This is a genomic window from Microbulbifer sp. SH-1 (assembly GCF_011326135.1).
In the GTDB taxonomy this organism is placed as follows: domain Bacteria; phylum Pseudomonadota; class Gammaproteobacteria; order Pseudomonadales; family Cellvibrionaceae; genus Microbulbifer; species Microbulbifer harenosus.
Genome location: NZ_CP046948.1, coordinates 1,621,667 through 1,646,564 on the forward strand (window position 1 = coordinate 1,621,667; position 24,898 = coordinate 1,646,564).

19 protein-coding genes are annotated in these 24,898 nt (G+C 57.5%); 7 read left to right on the forward strand and 12 right to left on the reverse strand.

Annotation, left to right across the window (positions count from 1 at the left end):
• Nucleotides 1-30 precede the first annotated feature (30 nt).
• On the reverse strand, nucleotides 31-1,980 hold the full coding sequence (locus GNX18_RS07095; protein WP_240914279.1) for a protein-disulfide reductase DsbD: 1,950 nt from the start codon (nucleotides 1,978-1,980) through the stop codon (nucleotides 31-33).
• Nucleotides 1,981-2,271: 291 nt separating this feature from the next.
• The gene (locus GNX18_RS07100) at nucleotides 2,272-2,817 is read right to left on the reverse strand and encodes a carboxymuconolactone decarboxylase family protein (protein WP_166216519.1); all 546 of its coding nucleotides are present in this window, start codon (nucleotides 2,815-2,817) and stop codon (nucleotides 2,272-2,274) included.
• Between the two features lie 95 nt (nucleotides 2,818-2,912).
• Here GNX18_RS07100 and dinB point away from each other — a divergent pair, with 95 nt between their 5' ends.
• The 4 genes from dinB to GNX18_RS07120 all read left to right on the forward strand — a co-directional run bounded on the left by dinB (nucleotide 2,913) and on the right by GNX18_RS07120 (nucleotide 5,860).
• A complete protein-coding gene (gene dinB / locus GNX18_RS07105; RefSeq protein WP_138234894.1) occupies nucleotides 2,913-3,995 on the forward strand; it encodes a DNA polymerase IV in 1,083 nt (360 codons plus the stop codon).
• 203 nt (nucleotides 3,996-4,198) lie between these two features.
• Nucleotides 4,199-4,537: a DUF6116 family protein gene (locus GNX18_RS19430; protein ID WP_205828086.1), complete on the forward strand. Its 339-nt coding sequence runs from the start codon at nucleotides 4,199-4,201 to the stop codon at nucleotides 4,535-4,537.
• 124 nt (nucleotides 4,538-4,661) lie between these two features.
• Complete coding sequence (locus GNX18_RS07115; RefSeq protein ID WP_138234895.1) at nucleotides 4,662-5,396, forward strand: RNA polymerase sigma factor; 735 nt, start codon at nucleotides 4,662-4,664, stop codon at nucleotides 5,394-5,396.
• 2 nt (nucleotides 5,397-5,398) lie between these two features.
• On the forward strand, nucleotides 5,399-5,860 hold the full coding sequence (locus tag GNX18_RS07120; protein WP_166216522.1) for a hypothetical protein: 462 nt from the start codon (nucleotides 5,399-5,401) through the stop codon (nucleotides 5,858-5,860).
• 41 nt (nucleotides 5,861-5,901) lie between these two features.
• On the opposite strand, the gene GNX18_RS07125 is transcribed toward GNX18_RS07120, so the two are convergent.
• From GNX18_RS07125 to GNX18_RS07165, 9 genes are read right to left on the reverse strand one after another with little or no spacing between them, the layout of a single operon-like run.
• Nucleotides 5,902-6,891: an NADPH:quinone oxidoreductase family protein gene (locus tag GNX18_RS07125; protein ID WP_166216525.1), complete on the reverse strand. Its 990-nt coding sequence runs from the start codon at nucleotides 6,889-6,891 to the stop codon at nucleotides 5,902-5,904.
• 28 nt (nucleotides 6,892-6,919) lie between these two features.
• A complete protein-coding gene (locus GNX18_RS07130; protein ID WP_166216528.1) occupies nucleotides 6,920-8,101 on the reverse strand; it encodes an acetyl-CoA C-acyltransferase in 1,182 nt (393 codons plus the stop codon).
• Nucleotides 8,102-8,128: 27 nt separating this feature from the next.
• Nucleotides 8,129-9,055 carry an SDR family NAD(P)-dependent oxidoreductase gene (locus GNX18_RS07135; protein ID WP_166216531.1) on the reverse strand — a complete coding sequence of 309 codons (927 nt, stop codon included), beginning with the start codon at nucleotides 9,053-9,055 and terminating at the stop codon, nucleotides 8,129-8,131.
• A 41-nt stretch (nucleotides 9,056-9,096) separates the two neighbouring features.
• Nucleotides 9,097-9,555 (reverse strand): MaoC family dehydratase, encoded by a 459-nt coding sequence (locus tag GNX18_RS07140; RefSeq protein ID WP_166216534.1) that lies wholly within the window; start codon nucleotides 9,553-9,555, stop codon nucleotides 9,097-9,099.
• A gap of 50 nt (nucleotides 9,556-9,605) precedes the next feature.
• A complete protein-coding gene (locus tag GNX18_RS07145; protein ID WP_205828087.1) occupies nucleotides 9,606-10,415 on the reverse strand; it encodes an SDR family NAD(P)-dependent oxidoreductase in 810 nt (269 codons plus the stop codon).
• 2 nt (nucleotides 10,416-10,417) lie between these two features.
• Nucleotides 10,418-11,194 (reverse strand): SDR family oxidoreductase, encoded by a 777-nt coding sequence (locus tag GNX18_RS07150; RefSeq protein WP_138234902.1) that lies wholly within the window; start codon nucleotides 11,192-11,194, stop codon nucleotides 10,418-10,420.
• A gap of 33 nt (nucleotides 11,195-11,227) precedes the next feature.
• The gene (locus GNX18_RS07155; RefSeq protein ID WP_166216537.1) at nucleotides 11,228-12,280 is read right to left on the reverse strand and encodes a phosphotransferase; all 1,053 of its coding nucleotides are present in this window, start codon (nucleotides 12,278-12,280) and stop codon (nucleotides 11,228-11,230) included.
• Nucleotides 12,281-13,495, reverse strand: coding sequence for an acyl-CoA dehydrogenase family protein (locus tag GNX18_RS07160; protein ID WP_166216540.1), 1,215 nt, complete (start codon nucleotides 13,493-13,495; stop codon nucleotides 12,281-12,283).
• A 15-nt stretch (nucleotides 13,496-13,510) separates the two neighbouring features.
• Nucleotides 13,511-14,182 (reverse strand): histidine phosphatase family protein, encoded by a 672-nt coding sequence (locus GNX18_RS07165; protein WP_166216543.1) that lies wholly within the window; start codon nucleotides 14,180-14,182, stop codon nucleotides 13,511-13,513.
• 202 nt (nucleotides 14,183-14,384) lie between these two features.
• Between GNX18_RS07165 and GNX18_RS07170 the strand changes: the two genes are divergently transcribed.
• From GNX18_RS07170 to GNX18_RS07180, 3 genes are all read left to right on the forward strand, one after another.
• Nucleotides 14,385-15,275: a LysR family transcriptional regulator gene (locus GNX18_RS07170; RefSeq protein ID WP_138234906.1), complete on the forward strand. Its 891-nt coding sequence runs from the start codon at nucleotides 14,385-14,387 to the stop codon at nucleotides 15,273-15,275.
• A 194-nt stretch (nucleotides 15,276-15,469) separates the two neighbouring features.
• Nucleotides 15,470-17,503, forward strand: a complete 2,034-nt coding sequence (locus GNX18_RS07175; RefSeq protein ID WP_138234960.1) for an NADPH-dependent 2,4-dienoyl-CoA reductase — start codon at nucleotides 15,470-15,472, stop codon at nucleotides 17,501-17,503.
• Nucleotides 17,504-17,720: 217 nt separating this feature from the next.
• The gene (locus GNX18_RS07180; protein ID WP_166216546.1) at nucleotides 17,721-22,622 is read left to right on the forward strand and encodes a CapA family protein; all 4,902 of its coding nucleotides are present in this window, start codon (nucleotides 17,721-17,723) and stop codon (nucleotides 22,620-22,622) included.
• A 180-nt stretch (nucleotides 22,623-22,802) separates the two neighbouring features.
• Here the strand turns inward: GNX18_RS07180 and GNX18_RS07185 are convergent, their stop codons facing one another.
• On the reverse strand, nucleotides 22,803-24,791 hold the full coding sequence (locus tag GNX18_RS07185; protein WP_166216549.1) for an acylphosphatase: 1,989 nt from the start codon (nucleotides 24,789-24,791) through the stop codon (nucleotides 22,803-22,805).
• Nucleotides 24,792-24,898: the final 107 nt, after the last annotated feature.

Consider the following 24,898-nt stretch of genomic DNA (forward strand, 5'->3'; position numbering starts at 1 on the left):
TTACCTGTTATCTATTTACCTGTTATCAAACTACTCATTGTCTGAGCGTGACGATTCGGCAAACAGCGCCTCAATCATGCTCGCCTGCAAAATCTGTGGCAGCAGCACCGGCGACTTTTCTCCCGGAGCATACCAGGCATATACCGGAACCGAGTTCCGTCCCAGCTCGGCCAGCGCGGCGGTAATAGCCGGGTCCTGATCCGTCCAATCCGCCCGTACCCGATAGATATTATTTTTTGCAAACAACGCAGCAGTCTCATCGGTATCGAGCACCAGCTTTTTGTTGACCTGACAGGTGATGCACCACGCCGCGGTGTAATCGATGAAGACGCCCTGCCCTCGCGCCAACGCCGCGTCAATGGCCGGCTTGCCGTAGGGCTGCCAACCCCGCGGCACGGAATTCCCCACGGTTATCGCCGGCCCACGTTCCCCCTGCAGATGGTCGGCCGCAATCAACCCGAGAGCCACCACCGCGAACACCGACAGCCACGCGAGAAGTTTGCCAATCCGGTGCAGGTGTTGCGACAGCCACAGAGCGAACACCACTGCCAGCAGCACCAGACTGCCCAAGAGCCAGCCATCTTCCCCGACGAGACGCCCCAGTACCCACAGCAGCCAGATCACCGTGATGTAGAGCGGGAAGGCAAGAAACTGGCGCAGGGTTTCCATCCAGGGACCGGGCTGCGGCAAACGTCGCAGCAGCCTGGGAAACAGACACAACAACGCAAAGGGCAAAGCCAGGCCAACACCGAGTCCGATAAAAATTGCCATCGCCGATGGGGTCGGCAAAAGGGTGGCCGCACCGAGCGCCGCGCCCATGAATGGGCCTGTGCAGGGCGCGGCGACGAATACAGCCAGTACGCCAGTGGCAAAGCTGCCACCGCGACTGCGCCCGGCGAGGTTCATCAAGCGGTGGCCGAATTCATATACCCCGCTGAAAGACAGTGCCATCAACCAGAACAGCAGAATCAATGCCAGAACCACCGGCGCCGACTGCAGTTGAAACCCCCAGCCGATGGCGGCGCCGCCGGCCCGCAACGCCAGCAATAATCCGCCGAGCAAGGCGAAGGTAACCAGTACCCCAGCGCTGTATAGTAGTCCCGTCTTAATACGTTCCGGTGCCGGCATACCGCCGCCCATCAACCCGAACAGTTTGATCGACAGCACCGGAAAGACACAGGGCATCAGGTTGAGAATGCTCCCTCCGGCAATGGCGGCAAGAATCAGCAACCACAAAGGCTGCGCCGGCGCGGATTTCGGCGATGGATTCCGGGGCGATGCCCCGTCGATGGGAATATCGTCAAATTGCCAGGCTTCCGATGCCGCGGCCACCACAAAGCCGGTACTGTCCGGGACTGACGCTCCCGGCACCAGGGCAAAGGAGTATGTGATGCGTTCACCATCGCGTTGAACATCGGGTGCCGACGCCACCAGTAAAGCGCCGTCTAGCGGAAACACATGCGGAGTAAAATACTCGCCGGAATGGTGGCGCAGTGTCAGCCTCAACTGGTCGCTGTCGCGCTGCAGTGTATCGACCAACCACGGGCTCCCGGCCGAATTCTTTGGCACCTGCGACAGAAAACGGTCCCGGACGGCAAGGTCCTGTGGCGACCAGCGGGCGGTGTCTCCCACAGGGCGTTCGAGGCTCATGGTGCCAAAACCGGGGATGCAGTCTACCTGGCATACGAGCCACTCCAGGTTTACATGCAACTTCAGCGGCGCGGATGTCGGCACAACGTCAAACAGATAGGCGACGTTACCCTCGTAGCCCAGATTGGTCAGGTGCTCGATCGGCAGTCGCACCGGAAAAGGCCACAGGATCTCGCTAATCTCCGCACTGGCAGAAGAGCGATCAAACTTCGGCGCTGCCCCTGAATCCCCGGCATTGCGCCAGTACACGTGCCACCCCGGATCGACGTCAAAATAGAGCCCGACCGTATCGCGGCCCTGGCCGAATTGCTCCGGCGCCAACCAGCGCACGCTGACGTGATCTCCCGCTGCCGTATCCTGAGCCTGTGCCTCCAGCGAAAAACAACAGGTGATCCACAGCAACAAACCGTGAACAATCGTGTTAGATAAATTCCGTATCAGCACGCGATCCTCGCCTTGGCCCCCAGTCTGGGTTGAAATTGCGAATCCCGGCAATCATTCAAATGGATTCCACCTGCAGCTGCAAGCGATGCAATTGTTATGCGAACCAACGTTGCGAGTAATTCTTATTTTCAAGATGGCGGATTTGAGCCCCCTTCGCGCCATGTCCTCGCTTCTACGTCAGGGCCGTATATCGACAGGAATATCCAGCATGGTCGACACATGGCTGATCTCCGCCGCCAGGCTGGCAACCGCCAGTGCTTCAAGAATGTCCGCGTCCGCCGCGCCAGTCTCTCTCGCATGGTCAATATAACGCTCTCCGTGGTCGTGAGGCGACATATTGCCGTGACGGGCGATTTCCAGCAGCGCGTGCTCGCGAGGCCCAAGATGCGTGTGGTCCGGATCGGTGCGGAAACGCAGGATTTCATGGGGCTCCACCCCCAGCTGCTTGAGTGCGCTGCTGTGCAAGGTGATGCCATAGTCACTGTGCTCGTCGGAAGCGACCATAAGGGCGATCTCTTCTTTTAACCTGCGGGGCAGATTCCCGGTCAGCATAGTGTGTTGATATCGCCCCCAGAGTTCCGTCAACAGCGTTGGGTTATTGGCATACGCTCTGAACACCGAGGGGATAAACCCCAGTTGAGCGCGGACTTCGTCGAACACGTCGGCTACGCGCTGACCGATTTCCCGATCAGTTTCACGATATGTCAATGGGACCCTGCTCATTTTTCACCTCCTTAAACCGCCAACCACCGTCGCCGGCGAATCCGCATAAAACCAAATTCAGTTGGCCGCGCTCTAATACTGGATATAATCCCAGCATGCGAAAGATCATCCACTGCGACTGCGACTGCTTCTACGCTTCGGTAGAAATGCGAGACGACCCCAATCTCAGGGGGCGCCCCATCGCCGTGGGTGGTGCAAGCGACCGCCGCGGCGTGATTTCAACCTGCAATTATGAGGCCCGCAGCTTCGGTGTGCGCTCAGCGATGCCCACATCCCAGGCCAAGAAGCTTTGCCCTGACCTGATTGTAGTGCCGGGCAACATGAAAAAATATCGGGAAGTGAGTGCTCAGATACGGGAAATTTTCCTCAGCTACACCGACGCGATTGAACCTTTATCTCTCGATGAGGCTTTTCTTGATGTTACTGATAGCGCTCACTGCAATGGCAGTGCAACTCTGATCGCACGCGAGATTCGCGCACGGGTTTTCAAAGACCTCGGAATCACCATTTCCGCCGGGGTCGCGCCAAATAAGTTCCTCGCCAAAATTGCCAGCGACTGGCAAAAGCCCGATGGGCTCACGGTTATTCGACCGGAGGCGGTGGAGGATTTTGTGCTGCGACTCCCCGTCAAGAAAATTCACGGCGTGGGCCGGGTCACCGCAGATAAAATGCACCGCGAGGGTATTCATACCTGCAGCGACCTGCGGCGCTACTCGCTGGTGGAGCTGGTGCAAAAATACGGTAAATTCGGCAACCGGCTGTACCAGCTCTGCCGCGGCCAGGACGACCGCCCGGTGGCCGGCGACGGATCGCGTAAAAGTGTCAGCGTTGAACATACCTTTACCGAAGACCTGGCCAAACATGCGGAGTGGTTGGAAGAAATGACGGGCTTGTATGGCCGCCTGCAGGAGCGTTTGGAAAAACTCGGCGACCGCTATGAAATTAGTGCCGCCATTATCAAGGTCAAGTATTCCGACTTCACCCAGTCTACCCAGGAACGCGCCAGCCGCGCCGCGCGTATCAGTGAGTTCAAGCAACTTCTGCAGCAGTGTTGGGATAAGCGCAGCGATCCAATCCGACTGCTCGGTGTCGGCGTGAAACTCAAAGATTTACGCGCCGATTTGGGACCGGAACAGTTGCGTCTCCCTCTGCGTGACAGGACCGGTCCGGCAGCCTGAAACTGCTCACTTTTCAGTCTACCCGTGCGCCGGGCCCAATCAGATCCATCCGTGCGAGCAGATAATTCCACGCCACCTTTTGCGCTTATTCACACATGGAACCTTTCCGCCGTACTCAGGTCCAGCGGGCCCGGGCTATACTCCCAACACGGTCTCGAAAGCAGTTTCAACCACAAGTTTCCGATAGCATTTACTGGCACTAAATGAAGCGCGTACTCCCAAGTGCCCTGGTGGGCTGGTTTATAAACTACGCCCGCAGGCTAAAACATCCCCAGCTGTTCAAGTGGATATGCGCACTGTTTTTGATCGACCTGATCGTTCCCGATCTGGTGCCGTTTGTCGACGAACTGCTGTTGGGGCTTGTCACCTTGTTTCTCGCGGCGTGGAAAAAACACTCTCGCGTAGAACAGGAAGGTCCGGCCTCCCGGGATTCTGCCAGACCGGGGAGCGGCCAGAACGAGAAAATAGTCACCGGATACACGGAAGAAGTTACCGACGCAAACAAGACGCCGGAACACCAGGCAGAAAACGGAAAACACTGAGTCAGAGAGTGGTATTCGCTACCGCTGAAACGCGAGCGGAATAAGGTTAACAAACAGTTTACTCGTTTAACGAATTACCTGCGGAACGGAAATGTCCTCGGGGTGTGCAACCGGGTAAGTGGCAATGGGAATTAAAGCCAAGGAGGCAAATCCCATGTTTGCGGACAAGTTGTACAGTCTCAGTGATGAAGACTTGGTCATTCAGTACGGAAATACGCGCAGCCAGAAAGTATTCCGGGAAATCTACCGGCGCTACGGGGATCCCTTGTTCCGCTATTGCGCACAGATGGCCCCGCGTCGATGCGCCCTGCTGATGGAGCAGTTTTGGAATGCCTTTCTACAATCACCACCGCAATTGCACGACCGCCGTTTGAAAAACTGGCTGTATATCCGCGTCAACCGACTGTTGCAGACTTCAGAAGAGTCGCTCCAGACAGCGGAGGCGCAGGACGAATCCCTGTGCTCAGCGCTGGAGAATTCGGAGGTTCTCCGAGCGGTGCAACAGCTGCCCCGCCGCGAGCGCAATGTGTTTCTGTTGTTTACGGAGTGTGGGCTGTCACTGGCGACGGTTGCGGACATCGAAAAGCTACCGCTGGTACTATGCCGGGCTCTGCTGCGGCAGAGCCGCGAGGCAGTCCAGCTCGCGGTGCACGGCAGCGCGCGCAAACCCTGGAAATCCGCCAGTACTATGGCCAGGGAGGCCGCCGCACTTGCCGCCGCACAGCAGGGCGCAACAAAGCAGGAAACTCAGGGGCCGGCAACGCCGAAAAAACCAGCAACGTTATTCCCCTGGAAAACTGCTCCGGAAATTGCTGTGGCCCATGCCACGCCCGCCGACCGTTCTGTTGAGGTGGTATGAACATGAAACGCGATCACTGGGAGCAGGCCTACCGCCGGGCCAGGGAACAACTGCGCACACCCGAGCCGCTGGAAACAAAAATCCTGGCTGGTATGCGCGCAGTGAAACCTATTCCCAATTCCAACCGTAGAACCAGCCGGCTGCTCTCCCGCACGGCCTCCGGGTTCACTGCGGTGGCCATTGCGGTGGTGTTACTGCACCCGGCGCAGTATCTTGGCGCAACGCCCGATCAACGGATTTCGCCGCAAATCAGCGAGGCCGCTCGTGGTGAACGATTTCGCCAAAAATCCGTTGCGGTTAAAGCCGCAACGGACAGCTGGCAACCACTCCGCCTCGAAGTGAACGCTGGCAATTACATGCAGCTGTGCGCCCACTGGCGTCGCCAACAAGGCGCGGCTACCACCGACGCACTCCCTGACGATCTGGCCGCGGAAGCGCGCAAGCACTGCCGGATTCTTCATTGATTTACTAACCTGGCCATCGATATTTCAGGCATTATCCGCTATCAATGTGGATCGTGAGCCATGGTCAATACCACCTTGCCTCGCGCGCGGCGCTCACCAATGGCCGCGAACGCCCGGGTAAAGTCGCCGAGATCGTATACTTCGGTCGTCAATGGCTGTAGACGTCCCTGCTGTACATAGCCCAGTAACTCACTGAAGTTCTGCATATTCCCCCGGGGGTCACGCGCCGCCCAGCCCCCCCAGTAAATGCCGAGAATATCGCCGGCTTTGAGCAAAGGCAGGTTGAGCGGCAAGCTGGGAATATCGCCAGCAGCAAAACCGATCACCAGATAGCGTCCGCCCCAGGCAATGGCGCGGTAGGCCTGCTCGGTGTACTCGCCACCCACCGGATCGTAAATCACGTCCGCGCCTTTTCCATCGGTGAGTTCGCGAATGCGGTCCTTCAGACTTTCCTTGCTGTAGTTGATGGTTTCGTCGGCACCCAGATCGCGACAAAATGCCAGCTTTTCATCAGTTGATGCACACGCAATTACCCGTGCGCCCATCAGTTTTCCCAGCTGGATTGCGGTCACCCCTACACCACCGGCAGCCCCCAGTACCACAAGTGTTTCGCCCTCTTTCAACTGTGCGCGCTGTTTGAACGCATAGTAGGAAGTGGCATAGGTGATGCAGAAGCCTGCCGCCTGCTGGAAGTCCAGCTCCGCCGGCATCGGCATCAACAGCTTGTGGTCTACATTGACCGCGTCGGCAAACGCCGCAAGCCCGGGCATGGCGATGACCCGGTCGCCAACGCTAAACCCTTTGACCGATTCACCAATTTCGCGAATGACACCGGCGCACTCGCCACCAGGCACAAACGGCAGTTCGGGTTTCACTTGGTATTTCCCCTGCACCATCAGAGCATCGGGGAAATTCACCCCAGCGGCGTGCACCTCAAGCCGCACCTCGTGGGGTTTCAGCGCCGGTAGGGCCCATTCCCGAATATTCAGGTTTTCCACCGGGCCAAAGGCCTCGCATACCAGAGCTCGCATGATTGCGCTCCTTTACTGATTCAGTTTGTCAGACGACTTCAAACAGGCCGGCGGCACCCATTCCGCCGCCCACGCACATTGTCACCACTACATACTTCACGCCACGGCGTTTGCCTTCCAAAAGTGCGTGTCCCACCATGCGCGCACCGCTCATACCATAAGGATGACCGATGGCGATGGCGCCGCCGTTAACATTGAGCTTTTCGTTGTCGATCCCGAGCTTGTCGCGGCAGTACAGCACCTGCACAGCAAATGCCTCGTTCAATTCCCATAAACCGATGTCGTCCATGGCAAGGCCGGTACGCTGCAGCAGCTTGGGAATCGCAAATACCGGGCCGATGCCCATTTCATCGGGCTCACAGCCTGCCACTGCCATGCCACGATAAATCCCCAGCGGATTGAGGTTGCGTTGCTCCGCAAGTTTTCCATCCATCAATACCATGGCAGCGGCGCCGTCGGAAAGCTGGGAAGCATTGCCCGCGGTGATCACGCCGTTCTCCCGTACCGGATTCAGGCTGCGCAGGCCGTCGATGGTGGTGGATGGACGGTTGCCTTCGTCGAGCGACAGGGTTACCTGCTCTTGTGACTGCTCGCCGGTCTCCCTGTTCACCACGATCTTGTTTGTGGTGACCGGTACAATTTCACTGTCAAAAAGACCGGCTTCCTGCGCGGCAGCTGTGCGCATCTGAGATTGCAGGGAATACTCATCCTGCAGTTCTCGAGAGATACCGTAACGTCGTGCCACAATTTCCGCAGTGTCGATCATTGGCATATATACAGCCGGGTGCATCTCCAGCAACGCCGGATCGGCGACGCGGAAACTGTTCATATGCTCGTTCTGTACCAGAGAGATCGACTCCATACCCCCGGCAATGGCTATGGGGCATCCGTCCTGGGTTATCTGCTTGGCCGCCGTGGCCACCGCCATCAGTCCGGAAGAACACTGGCGGTCGATGGTCATACCGGCAACGGTGGTGGAAAGCCCCGCTCGCAGGGCCACCTGGCGCGCAACATTGGTACCTGTGGTGCCCTGTTGCAGCGCCACACCGAAAATACAATCGTCCGCTTCACCCGCTTCAATGCCAGCACGGGCAATTGCGGCACGCACCGCATGGGCACCGAGACTCGCACCGTCCAGGTTGTTAAACGCACCGCGATACGCTTTGCCAATGGGCGTGCGTGCGGTGGATACAATCACAGCTTCTTTCATGATGAATTCCCCCTGAGTCTCTGTTAATCAGCCGTCCAGTTTGACGCCCATACCCTGGGCCGCCTTCTGGATAAATTTCACGGTCTGGTTCAGGCCGCCTACCAGTTCACGCTGCCCCTTCTCATCGGCAATCGCCTCGAGATTGGCAAGCACGTTTTCCGCCGTTTGCTGTTCCGGCGGCAAGTAGATGCCCTCGGTTTCGAGAATCCGTGCTCTGGCGTAAGCACCAGCGCCGGCGCAGAGGATAAATCGGTTGGGTGCATCCTCAGCCACAAGTGCGATCAGGCCCGCAGTGACGGACTCCGGGGTAAGCAGCTCCAGAGCTTTCGGATCGGGGATGATGTCTTCGGTCATGCGCGTTGCGGCGGTGGGCGACAGGCAGTTCACCTTGATTCCGTATTTCTCGCCCTCGAGATGGAGTGTATTCATCAGGCCGACCACGCCGGTTTTAGCCGCGCCATAGTTGGACTGGCCAAAGTTCCCGTACAACCCAGAGGAAGATGTGGTCATCACGATACGACCATACTGTTGCTCGCGCATGATGTCCCACACCGCTTTGGTGCAGTTGACGCTGCCCATCAGGTGGACGTCCACCACCAGTTTGAAATCGTCCATGGGTGCCTTGGCAAAGGACTTGTCCCGCAGGATACCGGCGTTGTTTACCAGGATATCCACGCGCCCCCAGCGTTCAGCGGCTTGCTTAACCATTTCCTGCACCTGCTGGAAGTCGGTGACATTGGCACCGTTGGCAATGGCTTCACCGCCGGCGGCGATGATTTCCTGCACCACGGTTTCCGCCGCGGTGAGCGAGCCACCGGAGCCATCGCGGGCACCACCGAGGTCATTGACGACTACCCTGGCACCGCGGCGGGCCAGTTCCAGTGCGTGGGAACGACCGAGGCCATTGCCGGCGCCGGTGACAATCGCCACCTGGCCTTTGAAAGAAATAGACATGGTTCTCTCCATCAATACTTATTGTTCGGAAATATTGCGACTTAAATAAACTGCATCACCAGCCATTCAGCAATCAGCGCAGGCTTGTCCTGGCCTTCAATTTCCACAGTGACTTCCAGTTTGAGTTGGAACTGCCCCGGATTTTTTTCGAGTACATCCAGCACTTTTGCCCGCGCACGTATACGCTGATCGACCTTTACCGGGCTGATGAACCGCACCTTATCCAGGCCGTAATTCACCCCCATTTTTACGCCCTCCATCACTACTTCGAGCTGCTCGGCAAAGTAGGAAAGCATGGACAGTGAAAGGAAGCCATGCGCAATGGTGCTGCCAAAAGGTGACTTGGCAGCGGCTGCGGGATCGACATGAATGAACTGGTGATCCAGGGTGCAATCCGCAAACGCATTGATCCGGTCCTGGTCGATCTGAAACCAGTCGGTGGCCGCGGTTTCACAGCCGATGGCACGACCGTAATCGGTTGGGGAAATAATGGTTGGCATGGGAACTCCCTCTCATTAAAAAGGATAGAAAATGATTATCGGGTCATTATTCAGAACGCAGATACACCGCCGTCTACGGCCAGGGTCTGGCCGGTAACATAGGTCAATGCCGGCGAACACAGCATCAGCATGGCGCTGACCACCTCTTCCGGTTTACCCAGGCGTTTCATCGGGCAGCCGGAAGCGAAAATGGCGTGTACCTGATCCACCGTAGCCCCCTCCGGCGCCTGCGTGTCAGTGATCATTGGCGTCAGCGTATAAAAAGGACAGATGGCATTGACACGCACGTTGTGACGAGCGTATTCCACCGCCGCAGTACGGGTAAGGCCAACCACTGAGTGCTTGGCCGCCGAGTAAGACACCGCTTTGGGTGCGCCTCCCAACCCTGCCATGGAACTCACATTCAGGATGACACCGCTGCCCTGGGTGCGCATCACTTTGAGCTGGTGCTTCATGCCGAAAAAAACCCCTTTCACGTTGACCCTGTGTTGCAGGTCAAAGGTCTCTTCGTCCACCTCTTCAAAATATTGCAGCGGCGGGGCGATACCCGCGTTGTTGATGGCGATATCCAGCCCGCCGAAATTCTCCCGCGCCAGTACCACCATGGCAGCACAGTCCGTCTCGGACGACACATCGCAAGCCATCGCCTGCACCTCGACACCAAGTGCTGTGAGTTTTTCCACCACAGTTTGCAGCCCGGCCTCGTTGATGTCCCCAAGCACCAGACGCGCGCCACGACGCCCCAGCTCTTCAGCGATCAACGCACCGAAACCACTGGCGGCACCGGTAACGAGCGCGACTTTGCCGGTGAAATCCAGCATCGGGTCCCGGTGGGATGGCTCCACAATGAACTCCGCCATGATCACAGCCCTCCACAGGACGTCAGGCCGCCGTCGACCACCACGCATTCACCGTTGGTGTAACTGCCGGCATCAGACACCAGATAGAGCACAGTCCCAGCCATTTCTTCCGGTTCCGCGTGGCGGTGCATGGGAATATGGCCGATGGCGGTTTTGTAGATTTCCTCGTGGGAAAAGAGTGCACCGGCAAATTTGGTTTTGGTCAGCCCCGGCAGCAGCGCGTTGACGCGGATATTGAATTGCGCGCACTCCTTGGCGAAGGCCTTGGTCATATTCACCACTGCCGCCTTGGTGATGGAGTAAATGCCCTGCCCCACGCCCGGTTGCAGTGCGTTGATGGAAGCGGTGTTGACGATGCAACCACCACCGTTCTCCCGCATCAGCTTGCCCGCTTCCACCGACATGAAAAAGTAACCGCGAATATTCACCGCCACGGTTTTCTCGAAGGCGCCAATGTCCGTATCCAGAATGTGTCCAAAATAGGGATTGGTGGCCGCATTGTTTACCAGGATATCCAGCTTGCCGTACTGATCCCGGATATGACGAAATACCTGTGAGATATCCTCCATATTGCCGATGTGGCAGGGCAGAGCATCAGCCTTGCCCCCAGCATCATTGATGGCATCCGCCACCGCCTGGCAGCCCTCGATCTTGCGGCTGGAAACCAATACATGGGCGCCCTGCTCCGCCAGTAACTTGGCAATGGCCTCGCCGATACCGCGACTGGCTCCGGTTACCAGGGCAATCTTGCCGCTCAGATCAAATAAATTGGTCGCCATGAATTTCTCCCGACAATCTTTCACTGTTGTTGTTTAATCGCTTTCTTTTTCAATGACATCCAATGCCAACGCCGCCAGCGGGCCGACGAAGGAACCAAGTTTTGCCGCATCTTTGCTGGAGGCATTGCCGTCGTGCGCGCGCTTGACCACGCCCTGAATAATGGCCGCCAGGCGGAAAAAACTGAATGCGAGATAAAAGGCCCAGTTGTCGATGCGCTCAATACCCGTGCGCTTGCAGTACTGGCTCACGTACTCCCGTTCAGTCGGAATGCCAATTGCGCGCCGGTCCACTCCCATCAGGCCGGAGATGTTCCCGCTATCCGCGGGCATACGCAGTTGCATACACTGGTAGGCCAGGTCCGCCAACGGATGTCCCAGGGTTGACAGTTCCCAGTCCAGTACGGCGATAGCTCGAGGTTCGCTGGGATGGAACATGATGTTGTCGAGGCGATAATCGCCGTGTACCAGGGACACGCGACCGTCGTCCTCGGGCAAATGTGCACCCAGCCACTGGATCAGCTGGTCCATGGTGCCGATGGTCTGCAACTCCGATGCCCGGTACTGCCCCTGCCAGCGCTCAAACTGGCGCTCGAAGTAGTTGCCCGGCCGACCGTAATCGGTAAGGCCTACAGCGTCGATATCCACACTGTGCAGCGCAGCCAGCACCCGGTTCATTTCCTCATAAACGGCGCTGCGTTCGCTGTTGTTCAGCTCTGGCAGAGCGGCGTCCCAGAAAATCCGACCCTCGCAATATTCCATCAAGTAGAACATGGAGCCGATCACTTCACGGTCTTCACAGAGGTGCAGCACCCGGGGCACCGGTACATCGCTGTTGGCCAGCGCCTGCATCACCCGAAACTCCCGATCCACCGCGTGCGCGGATTTCAGTAGTTTGCCCGGCGGTTGCCGGCGCAGTACGTAAGTGCCGGCATCGGTCTCGACCTTAAATGTGGGATTCGATTGGCCACCGGAAAACTTGTTGGCTTGCACGGGCCCATCAAAACCCGCTACCCGGCCTCGCAGATACGCCGACAATTTTTCCGTATCCAGCTGATCCACCACCGATGGCGTTTTCACCTCGGACATTCAGCCCTCCTCCGCGGCGTAGCGTGCCGCCAGGTTGCGCCCCAGCTGCATCATGTGCACCTGGTCGGGGCCGTCGGCAAGACGGATGGTGCGCGCGTAGCTGTATGCGCGCGCGAGATTAAAATCCTGGCCCAGACCGGCAGCGCCGTGAATCTGGATGGCGCGGTCGATGACGTTGCAGGCCATCTGCGGCGCAACGATCTTGATCATGGCTATCAGGTCCCGCACGGCTTTGTTGCCATGGCGGTCCATCTGGTCGGCAGCCTTCAAGGTCAGTAAGCGCGCCTGTTCGATTTCACAGGCGGATTTTGCGATGTCTTCCCGCACGGAACCCTGCTTGATCATCGGGCGGCCGAATACCACGCGATTCTCTGCTCGAGTGGCCATCATCTCCAGCGCGCGCTGCGCCTGGCCGATAAGGCGCATGCAGTGGTGGATGCGCCCCGGGCCAAGGCGGCCCTGGGCGATTTCAAATCCACGCCCTTCGCCAAGAATCAGATTTTCTTTCGGCACCCGCACGTTCTCGAATAGGATTTCTGCGTGCCCTTCCGGCGCGTCGTCGTAACCAAACACGGTCATCGGACGTATCACTTTTACGCCGGGCGTATTCATCGGCACCAGAATCTGGGACTGCTGGCGGTAGCGGTCCTCATTCTCCGGCGCGGTCTTGCCCATCACAATCAGAATTTCACAGCGGCGACTGAGGGCACCGCTGATATAGAATTTGCGGCCATTGATGACGTAGTCATTCCCATCGCGCACGATTGCGGTTTCGATATTGGTCGCATCGCTGGATGCCACATTGGGCTCGGTCATGGCAAAGGCGGAGCGGATTTCCCCTGCCAGCAGCGGCGTGAGCCAACGCTTTTTCTGCGCGTCCGATCCATACTGGGCGAGCACTTCCATGTTGCCGGTATCCGGCGCGCTGCAATTGAAAATTTCCGAGGAAAACAGCACCCGCCCCATCTCTTCCGCCAGCGGCGCGTATTCCAGGTTGGTCAGACCCGCACCGTGTTCGGCGCCCGGCAAAAACAAGTTCCACAGGCCCGCATCCCGCGCCTTGCGTTTCAGTTCTTCCATAATGGGCGGTTCGCCCCAGCGGTCCTGCGCGAGCTGCTCCATATACAGGGCTTCCACGGGGATCACTTCATCAGCCATAAACTGCTTCAGGCGCCCGAGCAGTTCCTGCACTTTCGGGGAATACTCAAAATTCATTATTGCTTTCCCTTGTTAACTGTAAGTAATGAATTCACGGCGCTGGCGCGTATCCAGATGGGGCACGTGATTGAAACTGTGCAGGCTCACACCGCTGCGGCCGGCAAAAAAGTGGCTGACCGCGGTATTTTTTATCTGCATATTCAATTGCGTCACGCTATGGGAAGGTGCTCCCAGAATCTGCCGCACCATCATGGCAATAGCACCGCCGGAACTCACCACCAGCGTTCTGCCGCCGCGTGCGCCGGCGGCGAGAATGCCCAGCACTTCTTCGATGCGCTGTTCAAACTGCTGCCAGGATTCCGCGCCGACAATGTCACCCGCGGACCAGGCTTGCATAGCCAGTTTCAGAAAGCGGTAATAGTCCGCGCGCTCTGCTCCAGCCGCCGGTATTGCCTGCGGATTTTTTTCACTGTAGGCATGCATCACATTTTTGAAATCAAACTCGTTCAGTTGCGGCAGTTCTTCCACGCGTTGGCCCGCGAGCCCCAGGCCCTCGCAGATACCGCGGGCCGTTTCGCGGTGCCGCTGCAGGTCACCACTGATGATGTGATCGAACTTCTGCCCGTCTTCCGCCCAGTGCTCCCCCAGCCAACGCGCCTGCTGCCAGCCAAGTTCCGATAGCTGGTCGTAGTTGTCACTGCCAAAAGACGCCTGACCGTGGCGCACTACAAAAATTTCCGGCACTTCCGCTCTCCCATAATTCGCACAGTAAACGATGAATTGGAGGTTTCGAATTACGTCCCGGGTTATTCACTCCCCGGGGTGACTGGGGGATAAAGCTAGCGATTCCCCATAGATCATCAAAGTTTATTATGTAAATATCCAAACATTCACAAGAGTGATAGCCAGGGGGACCGGTGGCGATGATTCGAGGAGAGCCCTGACCATGCAGTTGCAACAGATTGATATGAACCTGTTTCCGGTACTGGATGCCATCTACGCCACGCGCAATCTCACCCGCGCTGCGGAGCGCTTGCATATCACCCAGCCGGCGGTGAGCAACGCGCTGGCGCGACTGCGGCGGGCCTTGAATGACCAACTGTTCATGCGCACACCGAACGGCATGAGCCCTACACCACTGACAGAAAACATCATGCCGCGGGTACAGCAGGCGCTGGCCCTGTTGGGTAGCAGTGTGACGGAGCAGCATCAGTTTGATCCGGCGAGCGCGCAGAAAACCCTGCGCCTGTCCATGAACGATATGGCGGAGACTCTGGTGTTGCCGTCTCTGCTTGAACACCTGCAGCGGGTGGCGCCAGGGGTGAGTGTTGAATCCTATTACGTACCGCGAGACCAACTGGTCAAAGAGCTTGCGGCCAATAGCTTGGATTTCGCTCTCGACATCCCGATGGTTTCCGCCACCCAGCTCAATCAGCGCCGTCTGGTGGCAGACCGCTACCAGTGCATGGTGCGGCCGGATCATCCGCTCGCCACGGAGGCGACGCTAACACTGGAGCAGTATCTGGAACTGGAGCATATCCACGTATCCAGCCGGCGGAGCGGCCCGGGTATCGCGGATATCGCACTCAATAAACTGGGCCGCCGGCGCAAGATAAAGCTGCGCGTGCAGCACTACCGCGTGGCACCGCTGGTTGTGTTGAAAACCGATCTCGCCCTCACCGTGCCCATCAGCCTCGCGCGCCAGTACCCGTCCCGATGCTTCGAATTGCCATTCCAGATACCGCAGATGGACTGGCACCTGCTGTGGCACCGCAGCCAGGACGAAGACAGCGCCCATCAGTGGCTGCGAGAGCAGGTTATTTCGCTGTTTGGATAACCCAGCAGGAGTACAAGGTCAGAAGATTCGAGCGAATCGGTCAGTGTCATGGCCTTTTTGCACTTGCTATCCTTGAGGCTGAATATGCAACTTTTTGCATAACTTGCTTTTGTGTCGCATCACCCAACCCGGTGTAACCCAACACGCTCCGCTGCCTTCACCCAGCGGAGTCGAACACAATGAGAATGACCGCTATGTCACAGCAACCCTACCCACACCTGCTCGCCCCCCTGGATCTGGGCTTCACCACCCTGAAAAATCGTGTGCTTATGGGCTCCATGCACACCAACCTGGAAGAGCATCCCGGCGGTTTTGAACGTCTTGCGGCGTTTTACGGAGAGCGCGCCCGAGGTGGTGTCGGTCTGATCGTGACCGGAGGTATTGCGCCCAATGAGGAAGGTGGCGTTTTCCAGGGCTCGTCTAAGATGACCACGGCGGAAGAAGCGGCCGAACACCGCGCGATTACCGATGCGGTACACCGCGAAGGCGGCAAGATCTGTATGCAGATATTGCATGCAGGACGCTACGCCTATAACCCCAATCTGGTAGCCCCCTCTGCCATCCAGGCGCCGATCAATCCATTTACCCCGAAAGCACTCAGCGATGAAGAGGTGGAACTGCAGATTGATGACTATGTGCGCTGCGCGACGCTGGCCCGCGAGGCGGGTTACGACGGTGTCGAAGTGATGGGTTCCGAAGGCTATTTTATTAACCAGTTTATCGTCGCCCGCACCAATCACCGCGACGATCGCTGGGGTGGCAGCTTTGAAAACCGTATCCGCCTGCCGATCGAGATAGTACGGCGTATTCGCGCCGCGCTGGGTGAGGATTTCATCATTATCTATCGCCTGTCCATGCTGGATCTGGTGGAAGGTGGCAGTGACTTCGACGAGGTAGTGGCGCTTGGCCAGGCGATTGAAAAGGCCGGTGCCACCATCATCAATACCGGGATTGGCTGGCACGAGGCCCGCGTGCCGACCATTGCTACCAGCGTGCCCCGCGCCGCGTTCAGCGATGTCACCGCCAAAGTCAAACAACACCTGAGCGTACCGGTGGTCACCAGCAACCGCATCAACATGCCGCAAGTTGGCGAAGATGTTCTGGCCGCGGGACAGGCGGATTTGATTTCTATGGCCCGCCCCTTCCTCGCCGACGCCGAGTTCGTCAACAAGGCCGCGGAAAACCGCGCCGACGAAATCAACACCTGCATCGGTTGTAATCAGGCCTGCCTGGACCACACCTTCGAACTGAAGCTCACCTCCTGCCTGGTCAATCCTCGCGCCTGCCACGAAACCGAATTGAATTATCTGCAGGTCGGCTCCGCCAAGAAAATCGCCGTGGTGGGTGCCGGCCCCGCGGGGCTCGCTGCAGCGACAGTAGCTGCAGAGCGCGGCCACCAGGTGACCCTGTTTGAAGCCGGCGACAAGGTGGGAGGCCAGTTCAATATTGCCAAACTGATTCCCGGCAAAGCAGAGTTTGAAGAGACGCTGCGTTACTTCACGCGCAAACTGGAGATTACTGGTGTAGACCTGCGTCTCAATACCTTGGCCACAGCGGATAATCTCGAGGGGTTCGACGAGGTGATCATCGCCACGGGTATTTCCCCGCGCACCCCACCCATTGAGGGCATCGAGCACGCCAAGGTTCTAACCTATCTCGATGTGCTGAAGCACAAAAAGCCGGTGGGTAAAACCGTCGCCATCATCGGCGCAGGCGGCATCGGGTTTGATGTAGCGGAATACCTCAGCCACAGCGAGCAGCACGCCAGTGAACTGATTGCCAGCAGCAAGCAGGAATTCTTCGATGAGTGGGGTGTGGACGTTGCCCTGGAGCATCGCGCCGGCCTCAAACCACAGCAACCGGTCACCAGCCCGCGGCAGATTTTCCTGCTGCAGCGCAAGGCTTCAAAAGTGGGGGCCGGCCTGGGTAAAACTACGGGTTGGATTCATCGAACCAGTCTCAAGCACCGCAATGTGCAAAGTCTCGCCGGGGTGAGCTATGAAAAAATCGACGACCAGGGACTGCATATCCGCCTGGGCGACGAGCAGAAAGTCCTCGAAGTGGACAACGTAATCGTGTGCGCTGGCCAGGAGCCGCTGCGCGCCCTGCATGACCAGCTGCAGGCGCGCGGCCAGTCCAGCCACCTGATTGGCGGTGCATTCGAGGCCGCGGAGCTGGACGCGAAACGTGCAATCGACCAGGGCTCCCGCCTCGCCGCATCTATCTAGTGATCGGCCCATGCGGCGGTGAAGCAGGCTGAAACGACCTGTCCACCGCCGCAATGGAACGTTTCTCACCCACACATTACCCTCAGATTACTATACTTCCTGAAACGGATTGATCTGCCAGGGAAGCGCGCCAGTCCTCCTATCTCGCACCGCCAAGCGTAGAAATCTATGCCCTCCCTGCCGTCACGCCGACAACCGACAGGAAGGTTTCTGCGCTATGGCCACATCCGGCTCCTTTTCCGAATTACTTTCGCGCGCACGGCCCGTCGTGGAGCGCCAGTTGGCGAAACTCACGCCGCCCTATACGCTGTTTTTTTCTGCGAGCGATGGCAAACGGCGAGCGCGGGTATGCCATGGTCGCGGCCAGAGTACCGACGCATTATGGCTGCGGCTGGCCACCCAGATTCGCAAGCTGCTCGCCAGCGAAAAAATGGACGGTCGCTGGTTGCGAGTCGACTGGGTAACCGACAGCGAAACCACGACTTGGCGCGCACTGCAGCAACAGTTCGAGAATACCAAGCGCGGATACTTCCGCTACGGCCTGGCTCTGGACGCCAACTTGAAAACGGCGTTTCTTGAACAGGAACTAAACGGCAATGCCATGCTGTATGGCGGCAATAAGGTCGCACATGTGGCGATCAATCAAAGCCAGTTTCGCGCCTATACCGACTTCCGCTTCGGTCGCAATACGCCGCTGGAATTTTCTGACGACCGCCCGGTTACCATCCTTCATACCGAGGGCCTGTTTCTCGATGGCAAGACAGAGCCGCGGTCACTGTACGGACCCGGCCGCAACGCCGGCCGTCGCGTCGTCGATACTCTGGATGAGCCGATCGCCCATCATCTGATAACCACCAGCAGTCGCTACCTGGCCTCGCAGGTGCGGAAGAACGGGCGTTTCGACTATGGCTGGCACTGCTGTTTCGACCGCCCCATTGATACCTACAATACGCTGCGTCATGCCAGTTCCACTTACGCCCTGACCGAAGGGTGGGAAGTCACTGGCGACGAGCAAACCCGGTGTGCGATCGACAGGGCAATCGCATACCTCACCGGGCATCTGATCAAAACCGCTCAACTGCCTTGCGGGACAGAAGCCGCATTTCTCGTGGAAGCCAATGGCGAAATCAAACTGGGCGGCAACGCCGTCTGCCTTCTGGCACTGGTAAAATACTCAGAACTTACCGGCAGCAGCGAGCACGAAGAATTGCTGGAAAAGCTCGCCCTTGGCATTCGCTTTATGCAAGACCAGGGCAGTGGAAAATTTGTGCATGTACTGCAATACCCCGAACTCACCCTCAAGGAGGAGTTCCGTATCATCTACTACGATGGGGAAGCGGCTTTCGGCCTCATGCGTCTATATGGACATACCCGGGATGAGCGCTGGCTGAATATTGTTGAGAAGGCATTCGAGTACTTTATTGCCAATAACCACTGGCAAGCCCACGATCACTGGCTCAGTTACTGCGTCAACGAACTCACCCTGTACCGCCCCCAAGCCCGCTATTACCAGTTCGGTCTCCAGAACGTAATCGGTCACCTGGACTTTATTCTGGAGCGCATCACCACGTTTCCGACCCTGCTCGAACTGATGATGGCCGCGGAGCGTATGGTCGCACGGTTGCGCAAGGACGAGAAATTCTCCTACCTGCTCGCGCAGATGGATCTGCATAAGTTTTACCGCGCACTGCACAGCCGTGCCATGTATTTGCTGAATGGGTATTTCTGGCCGGAGTACGCCATGTACTTTGCCAATCCGGCGAAAATCACCGGAAGTTTCTTTATTCGCCACCACGCCTTCCGCGTGCGTATCGACGATGTGGAGCACTATCTATCAGGATTTGTCGCATTCAGAAAGTATCTGCTGCGAGGGGGGTGCCCGATAGAGCTCTCGGAACAGATACCTGCCATACCACAGTCGGAGAAACACAGTCATCCCACGCTGGCTTGGGGTGGCGATGTCAATCTGGCGCGACGCCAGCATTATCGCGCCGAGGAACTCGGGCATGAAGAAGCGTTTGGGAGAATTCCCGCACTCAGCAACGCCGATCTGAGCGTGATCAATCTGGAGTGCGTGGTCGCCACCACCGGTGAGCAGGGAGTCGAGAAAGGAGAGCGGTCTCCCTATTACTATCGGGCGCGCCCGGATATGCTGCGACTCTTGTGCAAGGCGAAGATTGATGTCGTCACCACCGCCAACAACCACGTTGGTGACTACGGTAACCAGGCACTTCTGGAACAAGGCTATTGGCTAGATTGTATCGGCATCGGCCATACCGGCTCCGGTGTAAACATAGACGTCGCACTAACACCGGTGATTCGTCCAGCCGGCAATCTCAATGTGGCAATCTTTTCTCTGGACGCCACCCAGGAAACCTTTGCCGCGGGGTCAAGGAAACCAGGAAGTGCCTATCTTCCTCTATACGCTCCGGAATCGTGGATGCAGTATTTGCAGCCGAGGATCGCCGCCGCCCGCAAAGCCGCGCATGTGGTGATCGTCGCGGTGCATTGGGGAAACAATCTGGAAGAAACACCCTCCGCTGAAGAAATCAAGGTGGGCCACTGTATTATTGACGCCGGTGCCGACGCCGTGCTCGGTGCAAGTGCGCATATTTTGCAGGGCATAGAAGTCTATAAGGACCGCCCAATTATCCACGACGCCGGAGATCTGCTGTTCGACGCGGTGCGAAAAACGCTGAAAGACAGCGGTATATTTCAGCTTTCCCTGAGCCACCGTGGTGTGGAACAAGTGCGCTTTATCCCGGTGGGGAGTGGATTTGGCTTCAGTCGTCAGTTGAGTGGAGAAGCGGCAACCGCAGCGGCCAGACGATTTATTGCCAAGTGCGAAGCACTCGGCGCAAAACTGCAATTGCATGAAGACGGAAGCGGGTTACTGCAACTCGCACCACCTGAGCGGGCAAAGCCCCTGCCGCCCCCGGCACCGGCAGCGCGCACACGTTATAACCCCAAGCTATTGGACAGTATCCAGCCTCCTCTACACCCCTACTGGCATGTGAGAGAAGTGCCCGAGGACGCGAAAATAGCACCACGGACACTTGGTCCACTCAGGTTGCTCGGTATCCGGGTATCCCCTACTCATATAGAACACCGCCAACCCTTGTGGGTGGAATCATTCTGGACGCTGGAGCAGCCGGTCTCTGACAACTTGCGCCTCGACATCCGCGCCGTGCCGACCGAAGCAACGGATATGCCTCACTGGGGTAAATCCATGGATCACGATCCCTGTGACTGGCAGGTGCCAACCAGCCGCTGGCAGCTCGGTGTCATCTACCGGGATTACTACGGACTCAGACCACCGCAACCGGGGCAGCTGAAAAATATCAACCTGCGCCTTGAGATTGGTCTCTCCGGAAAAACGTTGACCATACCACCGCAGCCTTTGGATCTGGGAATCATCACGGTGAAGATTCCCGAACTCGACGCGCGTGCAAACGCCCGCAGGAGCCATTCAAACGGCGTGGTTGAGCGGAGCAAGCCGCCGGTTTATCGCAGCGACTTTCCTGCGGTGACCTTCCGCCAGTCACCGGGCAAGACGTGGGATGCGGAGCAGATTACCATGCTCACTGGCGGCACCTGGCTGGTCCCCCCGCCAGAGGACTGGTTTGTGTGCAGCGTAGTATCCGGCCAGGGTTTCATCGCTCAGTCCAAGTCCCCGGTCATGTTCGTTGCGCATAAAAGCCATGACCGTGCGTACCACGAGCGCAGTTCTATCACGAAATACAGCCGGTGGGACCTACATGACCGGCTACCGGAAATTGTCCGCACCGCTGGGCAATTACTTGGTGGGGTAATCGTAGCGCGGCCGGTAGAGGGATTGCCGCCGGACCTTCCGGTACTGCAGGTTGCAGATCCTATCCAGGCCATCATTGAGCTCGGGCTCGCGGCACGGCAACGTTACAGTGGCGAAGTCGTTGCCATTACCGGTACCTCCGGCAAGTCATCCACACTGAAAATGCTCAGCTGCCTGCTGGGCGGCCGGGATAAAGTGCTCACCAGCCTCGGTAATTACAATTCCCGCGTGGGTGTACCCACCATGCTCGCCAGTCTGAATCAACACCACGACGCCGCGGTGGTCGAAATAGCACAGAGTGCCCTGTGGATGAAGCAAGGGCCGATCACGCAACGGGTGCCCCCCACCATCGCATTGATTACCGAAATTGGTGTTTCCCAGACTACCAGCCGGGTTAAAACTGACCGCGATACCGCAAAATGGAAATCCCGTATTTTCGATGGACTGAGCGGGCGCGCAACCGCAGTGGTAGGCGAACATCTGCCACATTTCGATTACATTCTGGGAAAGGCGCGCCAACACGCCAAACGTGTAGTGACCTACGGCAATAGCGAACACGCCGAGGTACAGATACGGGAGATTACAACAGATCAATACGGCAGCCGGTTAGCCCTGCATACGCCACGAGAAGACATAGAAATTTACGTGCCCGTTCCCAGTATGGGTATGGCCCGCAATGCCGTTGCCGCCCTGACGGTACTGTATGCCATGGGAAAACCGCTGGCGAACGCCGCCAGCGCGCTGGGGCAACTGACATTGGACGAAGGGCATCTCGACCAGATACCACTGAATTTGCCCCGAGGCAGCGCAATGCTCATAGACGACAGCTGGAACGCCACGGTGAGCTCCATGCTCAATGCCTTTTCGGTATTGGCGCAAACCCCGATGCCATCGGGAGGGCGCAAAGTTGCCGCGCTGGGACGCATTGTTGAGCTGGGTGACCAAGCAGCGGCACTGCACCGTAGCCTGGCCAGGCCATTAATTGAATGCGGTATCGAAAAACTTATTACTCACGGGGAAGAAATGCACTTCCTCAGATCCATTCTCCCGGAAAAAATACTCGGTCCGCACTTCAACACCGCGAAGGACATGGCCTACTACCTGATCGGAGCCCTGCAGGATAAGGATCTGTTACTGGTCAAGGGGTCACGGCGGGATTCAGATTTTGGTGCAGTACCGAAGCTGCTGCAAGAGCTGGCGGCCACAAATGCCCCAACAGAAGTAGCGACTCGTACAGAGTGCGGCACTGGCAGTGCACGCCGTCTTTCGGCCAACCGTCCAGCCGACAACTGTTGGTTCCCGTACTGAAATTCTCAGCCATTCCGACGCTAATGGTCCATGCGGAAAGTTCGGTAACTAAGGAGCAAAGCCAAAGCGTTCAGATCAAGGCGAGAAAGCGCAGGAATAGTGGAACTATTTCAAGCTTTCTCAACGCAGAGCTGGACGCTTTGGCGAAGTGAACCGTTACGCAACGTTCCGCATGGACCACTAGCCCAGCACCGAAAAGCTGCAACGGGAGAAACACGGCGCGGATTCAACCTCTGTGTGCGTTACGGCCGCCGATAAAGGGCCAACTTTGCACTGCTCTACCATTTGCGCCACGGCCCGCTCGGTACCTTCCAACACTGCCTCTACTCGCCCATCCTCCAAATTTCTGACCCAGCCGGAGACTGCATGGCGTACTGCCATCAATTTAAGCCAGCGCCTGAACCCGACGTGCTGCACCTTCCCGCATACCAGCACGCGGCAGGCGACACGTGTTGCAGAGTCTGGGAGTTCGGGAAACAGCTCTCGCAGCAGTACAGCGGCGACGTCTCTTGGTAGACCTTCGTCGGGAAAATGATGTCGCCCAAGATGGGGATTACACACAGCGTTCACCACTTGCCATCGCTGTGAACAGGCATCGCGGCTGATATCCTCCATAAGAAGGTCGATGCCAGCAATAAACGGATCGAAGATAACCTGAAGAGTTCGCTCAAGCACCGACAACACACTAGGGTGAATCAGCTCGCTGACATCCATCCGCGAGACTTGAGTTTGCATCCCCTGGGGAGCTGTCTGCGTATATAACGCCGCCACCACCTTGTTGCCGATGACAAGTACCCGGTAGTGATTTAGTCGTCGCCCAGACTCATCCCCGGCACCCTCGCCCATTCCGGCCTGCTGATGGGGCTCACTGCACGGAAGCACCTCTGCCATCCAGTCGTTGTTCCTGGTGATTTTGCGGGACACCAGTCGCACGCACTCAGGTATTGCACCATGGAACAGGCAGCTGAATTTTCCGTGGCGCAATTTCAACACCGTATCCGAAAGCGTTTCTATTTCGAGATTGTGCGCAAATGCCGCCTGTTTGATCAGATCAGCCTGTCGTCGTTCGCCCTGATAAAATGCACGCGGGAATTGACTGAACCGATATACAGGAGCCAGCGCCACCTGCAACCTGCGCGGGCTCGCCGCAGTCGTAGTGGAAAGTACATGGCGGAGCAATTTTCCCGGTACGTCGACCGCACGCCCATACGAGGGAAAAACCGCATCACAGATTCCCGGATTGGAGTTGACCTCAATGACATAGACCGGCGAGTGAGCGGCGCTCGGCACCCCGCCGCAATACATAAGATCCACGCCCACTTGCACAAGGCCGGGGAAACACAGCGCAGCGCGCTCAGCTATCCTTCGGCTCTCCGCATCCAACAGGCCCAAAACCTCTACGGTTTCCCCTCCCGCCGAAGTGTTCGCCACCGAGGTCAGTTGAACTCTTTCTCCAGTACTGGGAATCGTGTCTAACGAGATGTTCCTGCGCTCGAGCAGATCAACGTTTCGAAGGGGGTCATACCGCAGACTCGGATTGTTCCTGCGAATCCGGTTCTTGCGTTCCATTAAGTCGCGAATGGAATGGATGCCATCACCAACCACGTGTGCTGGCGTGCGCACATAGGCGGCCTCTGCCTTTCCTCCGATAACGATGACACGTATATCCTGACCTCTAAGATTCTGCTCAACGATAACCCGTGCACTGTGGTGCCGGGCCAGTTTCCAGGCGCGGTTGAACTCCTCTTCCCCGCCGATCCCGCAGGAGACACCAGCACCGGATGATCCGTCACTGGGTTTTACAGCAACTTCCCCACCGAACTCAAGAAAATACCGCAGCGCCGACGGATAATCCTCGAACACATCTCCTGCTGGCACGGGGATGCCTGCGTCCGCCATTAGTTTCTTGGCTATATGTTTTTGACGCGCGCAGTATGCATAAACCGCGGAGTTTTCGGGGGAATTCTGTCGAAAAACGATACTTTTCTGTCCATCTCGAACCTCAAAAATCAATTTTTGATGGCGCTGGACTTCCAGATTCATTGCATTGGCCGTATGACACAGCAGCGAAATGCCAATGTCGTCACGCACGTGGAGGAAGGGTGAGTTTGAGTAGTCGTTCTCTACTGATTCCCGGACAATACTTTCTACGGGGAAAATTTCAGACATTGCACTTATCTACCCTACGGCCTGTATCGTGGCCTTACGCCGCGGAAATTGGCTGCAAAGCGACAGCATGGATAGCCAGGATCAAATACAAAGCATGTGATTTCCCA

Bases quoted from the DNA above. Each gene is read 5' to 3' on its own strand.
- GNX18_RS07100 (WP_166216519.1), bottom strand. From the start codon at position 2,817: ATGAGCAGGGTCCCATTGACATATCGTGAAACTGATCGGGAAATCGGT.
- dinB (WP_138234894.1), top strand. From the start codon at position 2,913: ATGCGAAAGATCATCCACTGCGACTGCGACTGCTTCTACGCTTCGGTA.
- GNX18_RS19430 (WP_205828086.1), top strand. From the start codon at position 4,199: ATGAAGCGCGTACTCCCAAGTGCCCTGGTGGGCTGGTTTATAAACTAC.
- GNX18_RS07115 (WP_138234895.1), top strand. From the start codon at position 4,662: ATGGGAATTAAAGCCAAGGAGGCAAATCCCATGTTTGCGGACAAGTTG.
- GNX18_RS07120 (WP_166216522.1), top strand. From the start codon at position 5,399: ATGAAACGCGATCACTGGGAGCAGGCCTACCGCCGGGCCAGGGAACAA.
- GNX18_RS07125 (WP_166216525.1), bottom strand. From the start codon at position 6,891: ATGCGAGCTCTGGTATGCGAGGCCTTTGGCCCGGTGGAAAACCTGAAT.
- GNX18_RS07130 (WP_166216528.1), bottom strand. From the start codon at position 8,101: ATGAAAGAAGCTGTGATTGTATCCACCGCACGCACGCCCATTGGCAAA.
- GNX18_RS07135 (WP_166216531.1), bottom strand. From the start codon at position 9,055: ATGTCTATTTCTTTCAAAGGCCAGGTGGCGATTGTCACCGGCGCCGGC.
- GNX18_RS07140 (WP_166216534.1), bottom strand. From the start codon at position 9,555: ATGCCAACCATTATTTCCCCAACCGATTACGGTCGTGCCATCGGCTGT.
- GNX18_RS07145 (WP_205828087.1), bottom strand. From the start codon at position 10,415: ATGGCGGAGTTCATTGTGGAGCCATCCCACCGGGACCCGATGCTGGAT.
- GNX18_RS07150 (WP_138234902.1), bottom strand. From the start codon at position 11,194: ATGGCGACCAATTTATTTGATCTGAGCGGCAAGATTGCCCTGGTAACC.
- GNX18_RS07155 (WP_166216537.1), bottom strand. From the start codon at position 12,280: ATGTCCGAGGTGAAAACGCCATCGGTGGTGGATCAGCTGGATACGGAA.
- GNX18_RS07160 (WP_166216540.1), bottom strand. From the start codon at position 13,495: ATGAATTTTGAGTATTCCCCGAAAGTGCAGGAACTGCTCGGGCGCCTG.
- GNX18_RS07170 (WP_138234906.1), top strand. From the start codon at position 14,385: ATGCAGTTGCAACAGATTGATATGAACCTGTTTCCGGTACTGGATGCC.
- GNX18_RS07175 (WP_138234960.1), top strand. From the start codon at position 15,470: ATGTCACAGCAACCCTACCCACACCTGCTCGCCCCCCTGGATCTGGGC.
- GNX18_RS07180 (WP_166216546.1), top strand. From the start codon at position 17,721: ATGGCCACATCCGGCTCCTTTTCCGAATTACTTTCGCGCGCACGGCCC.
- GNX18_RS07185 (WP_166216549.1), bottom strand. From the start codon at position 24,791: ATGTCTGAAATTTTCCCCGTAGAAAGTATTGTCCGGGAATCAGTAGAG.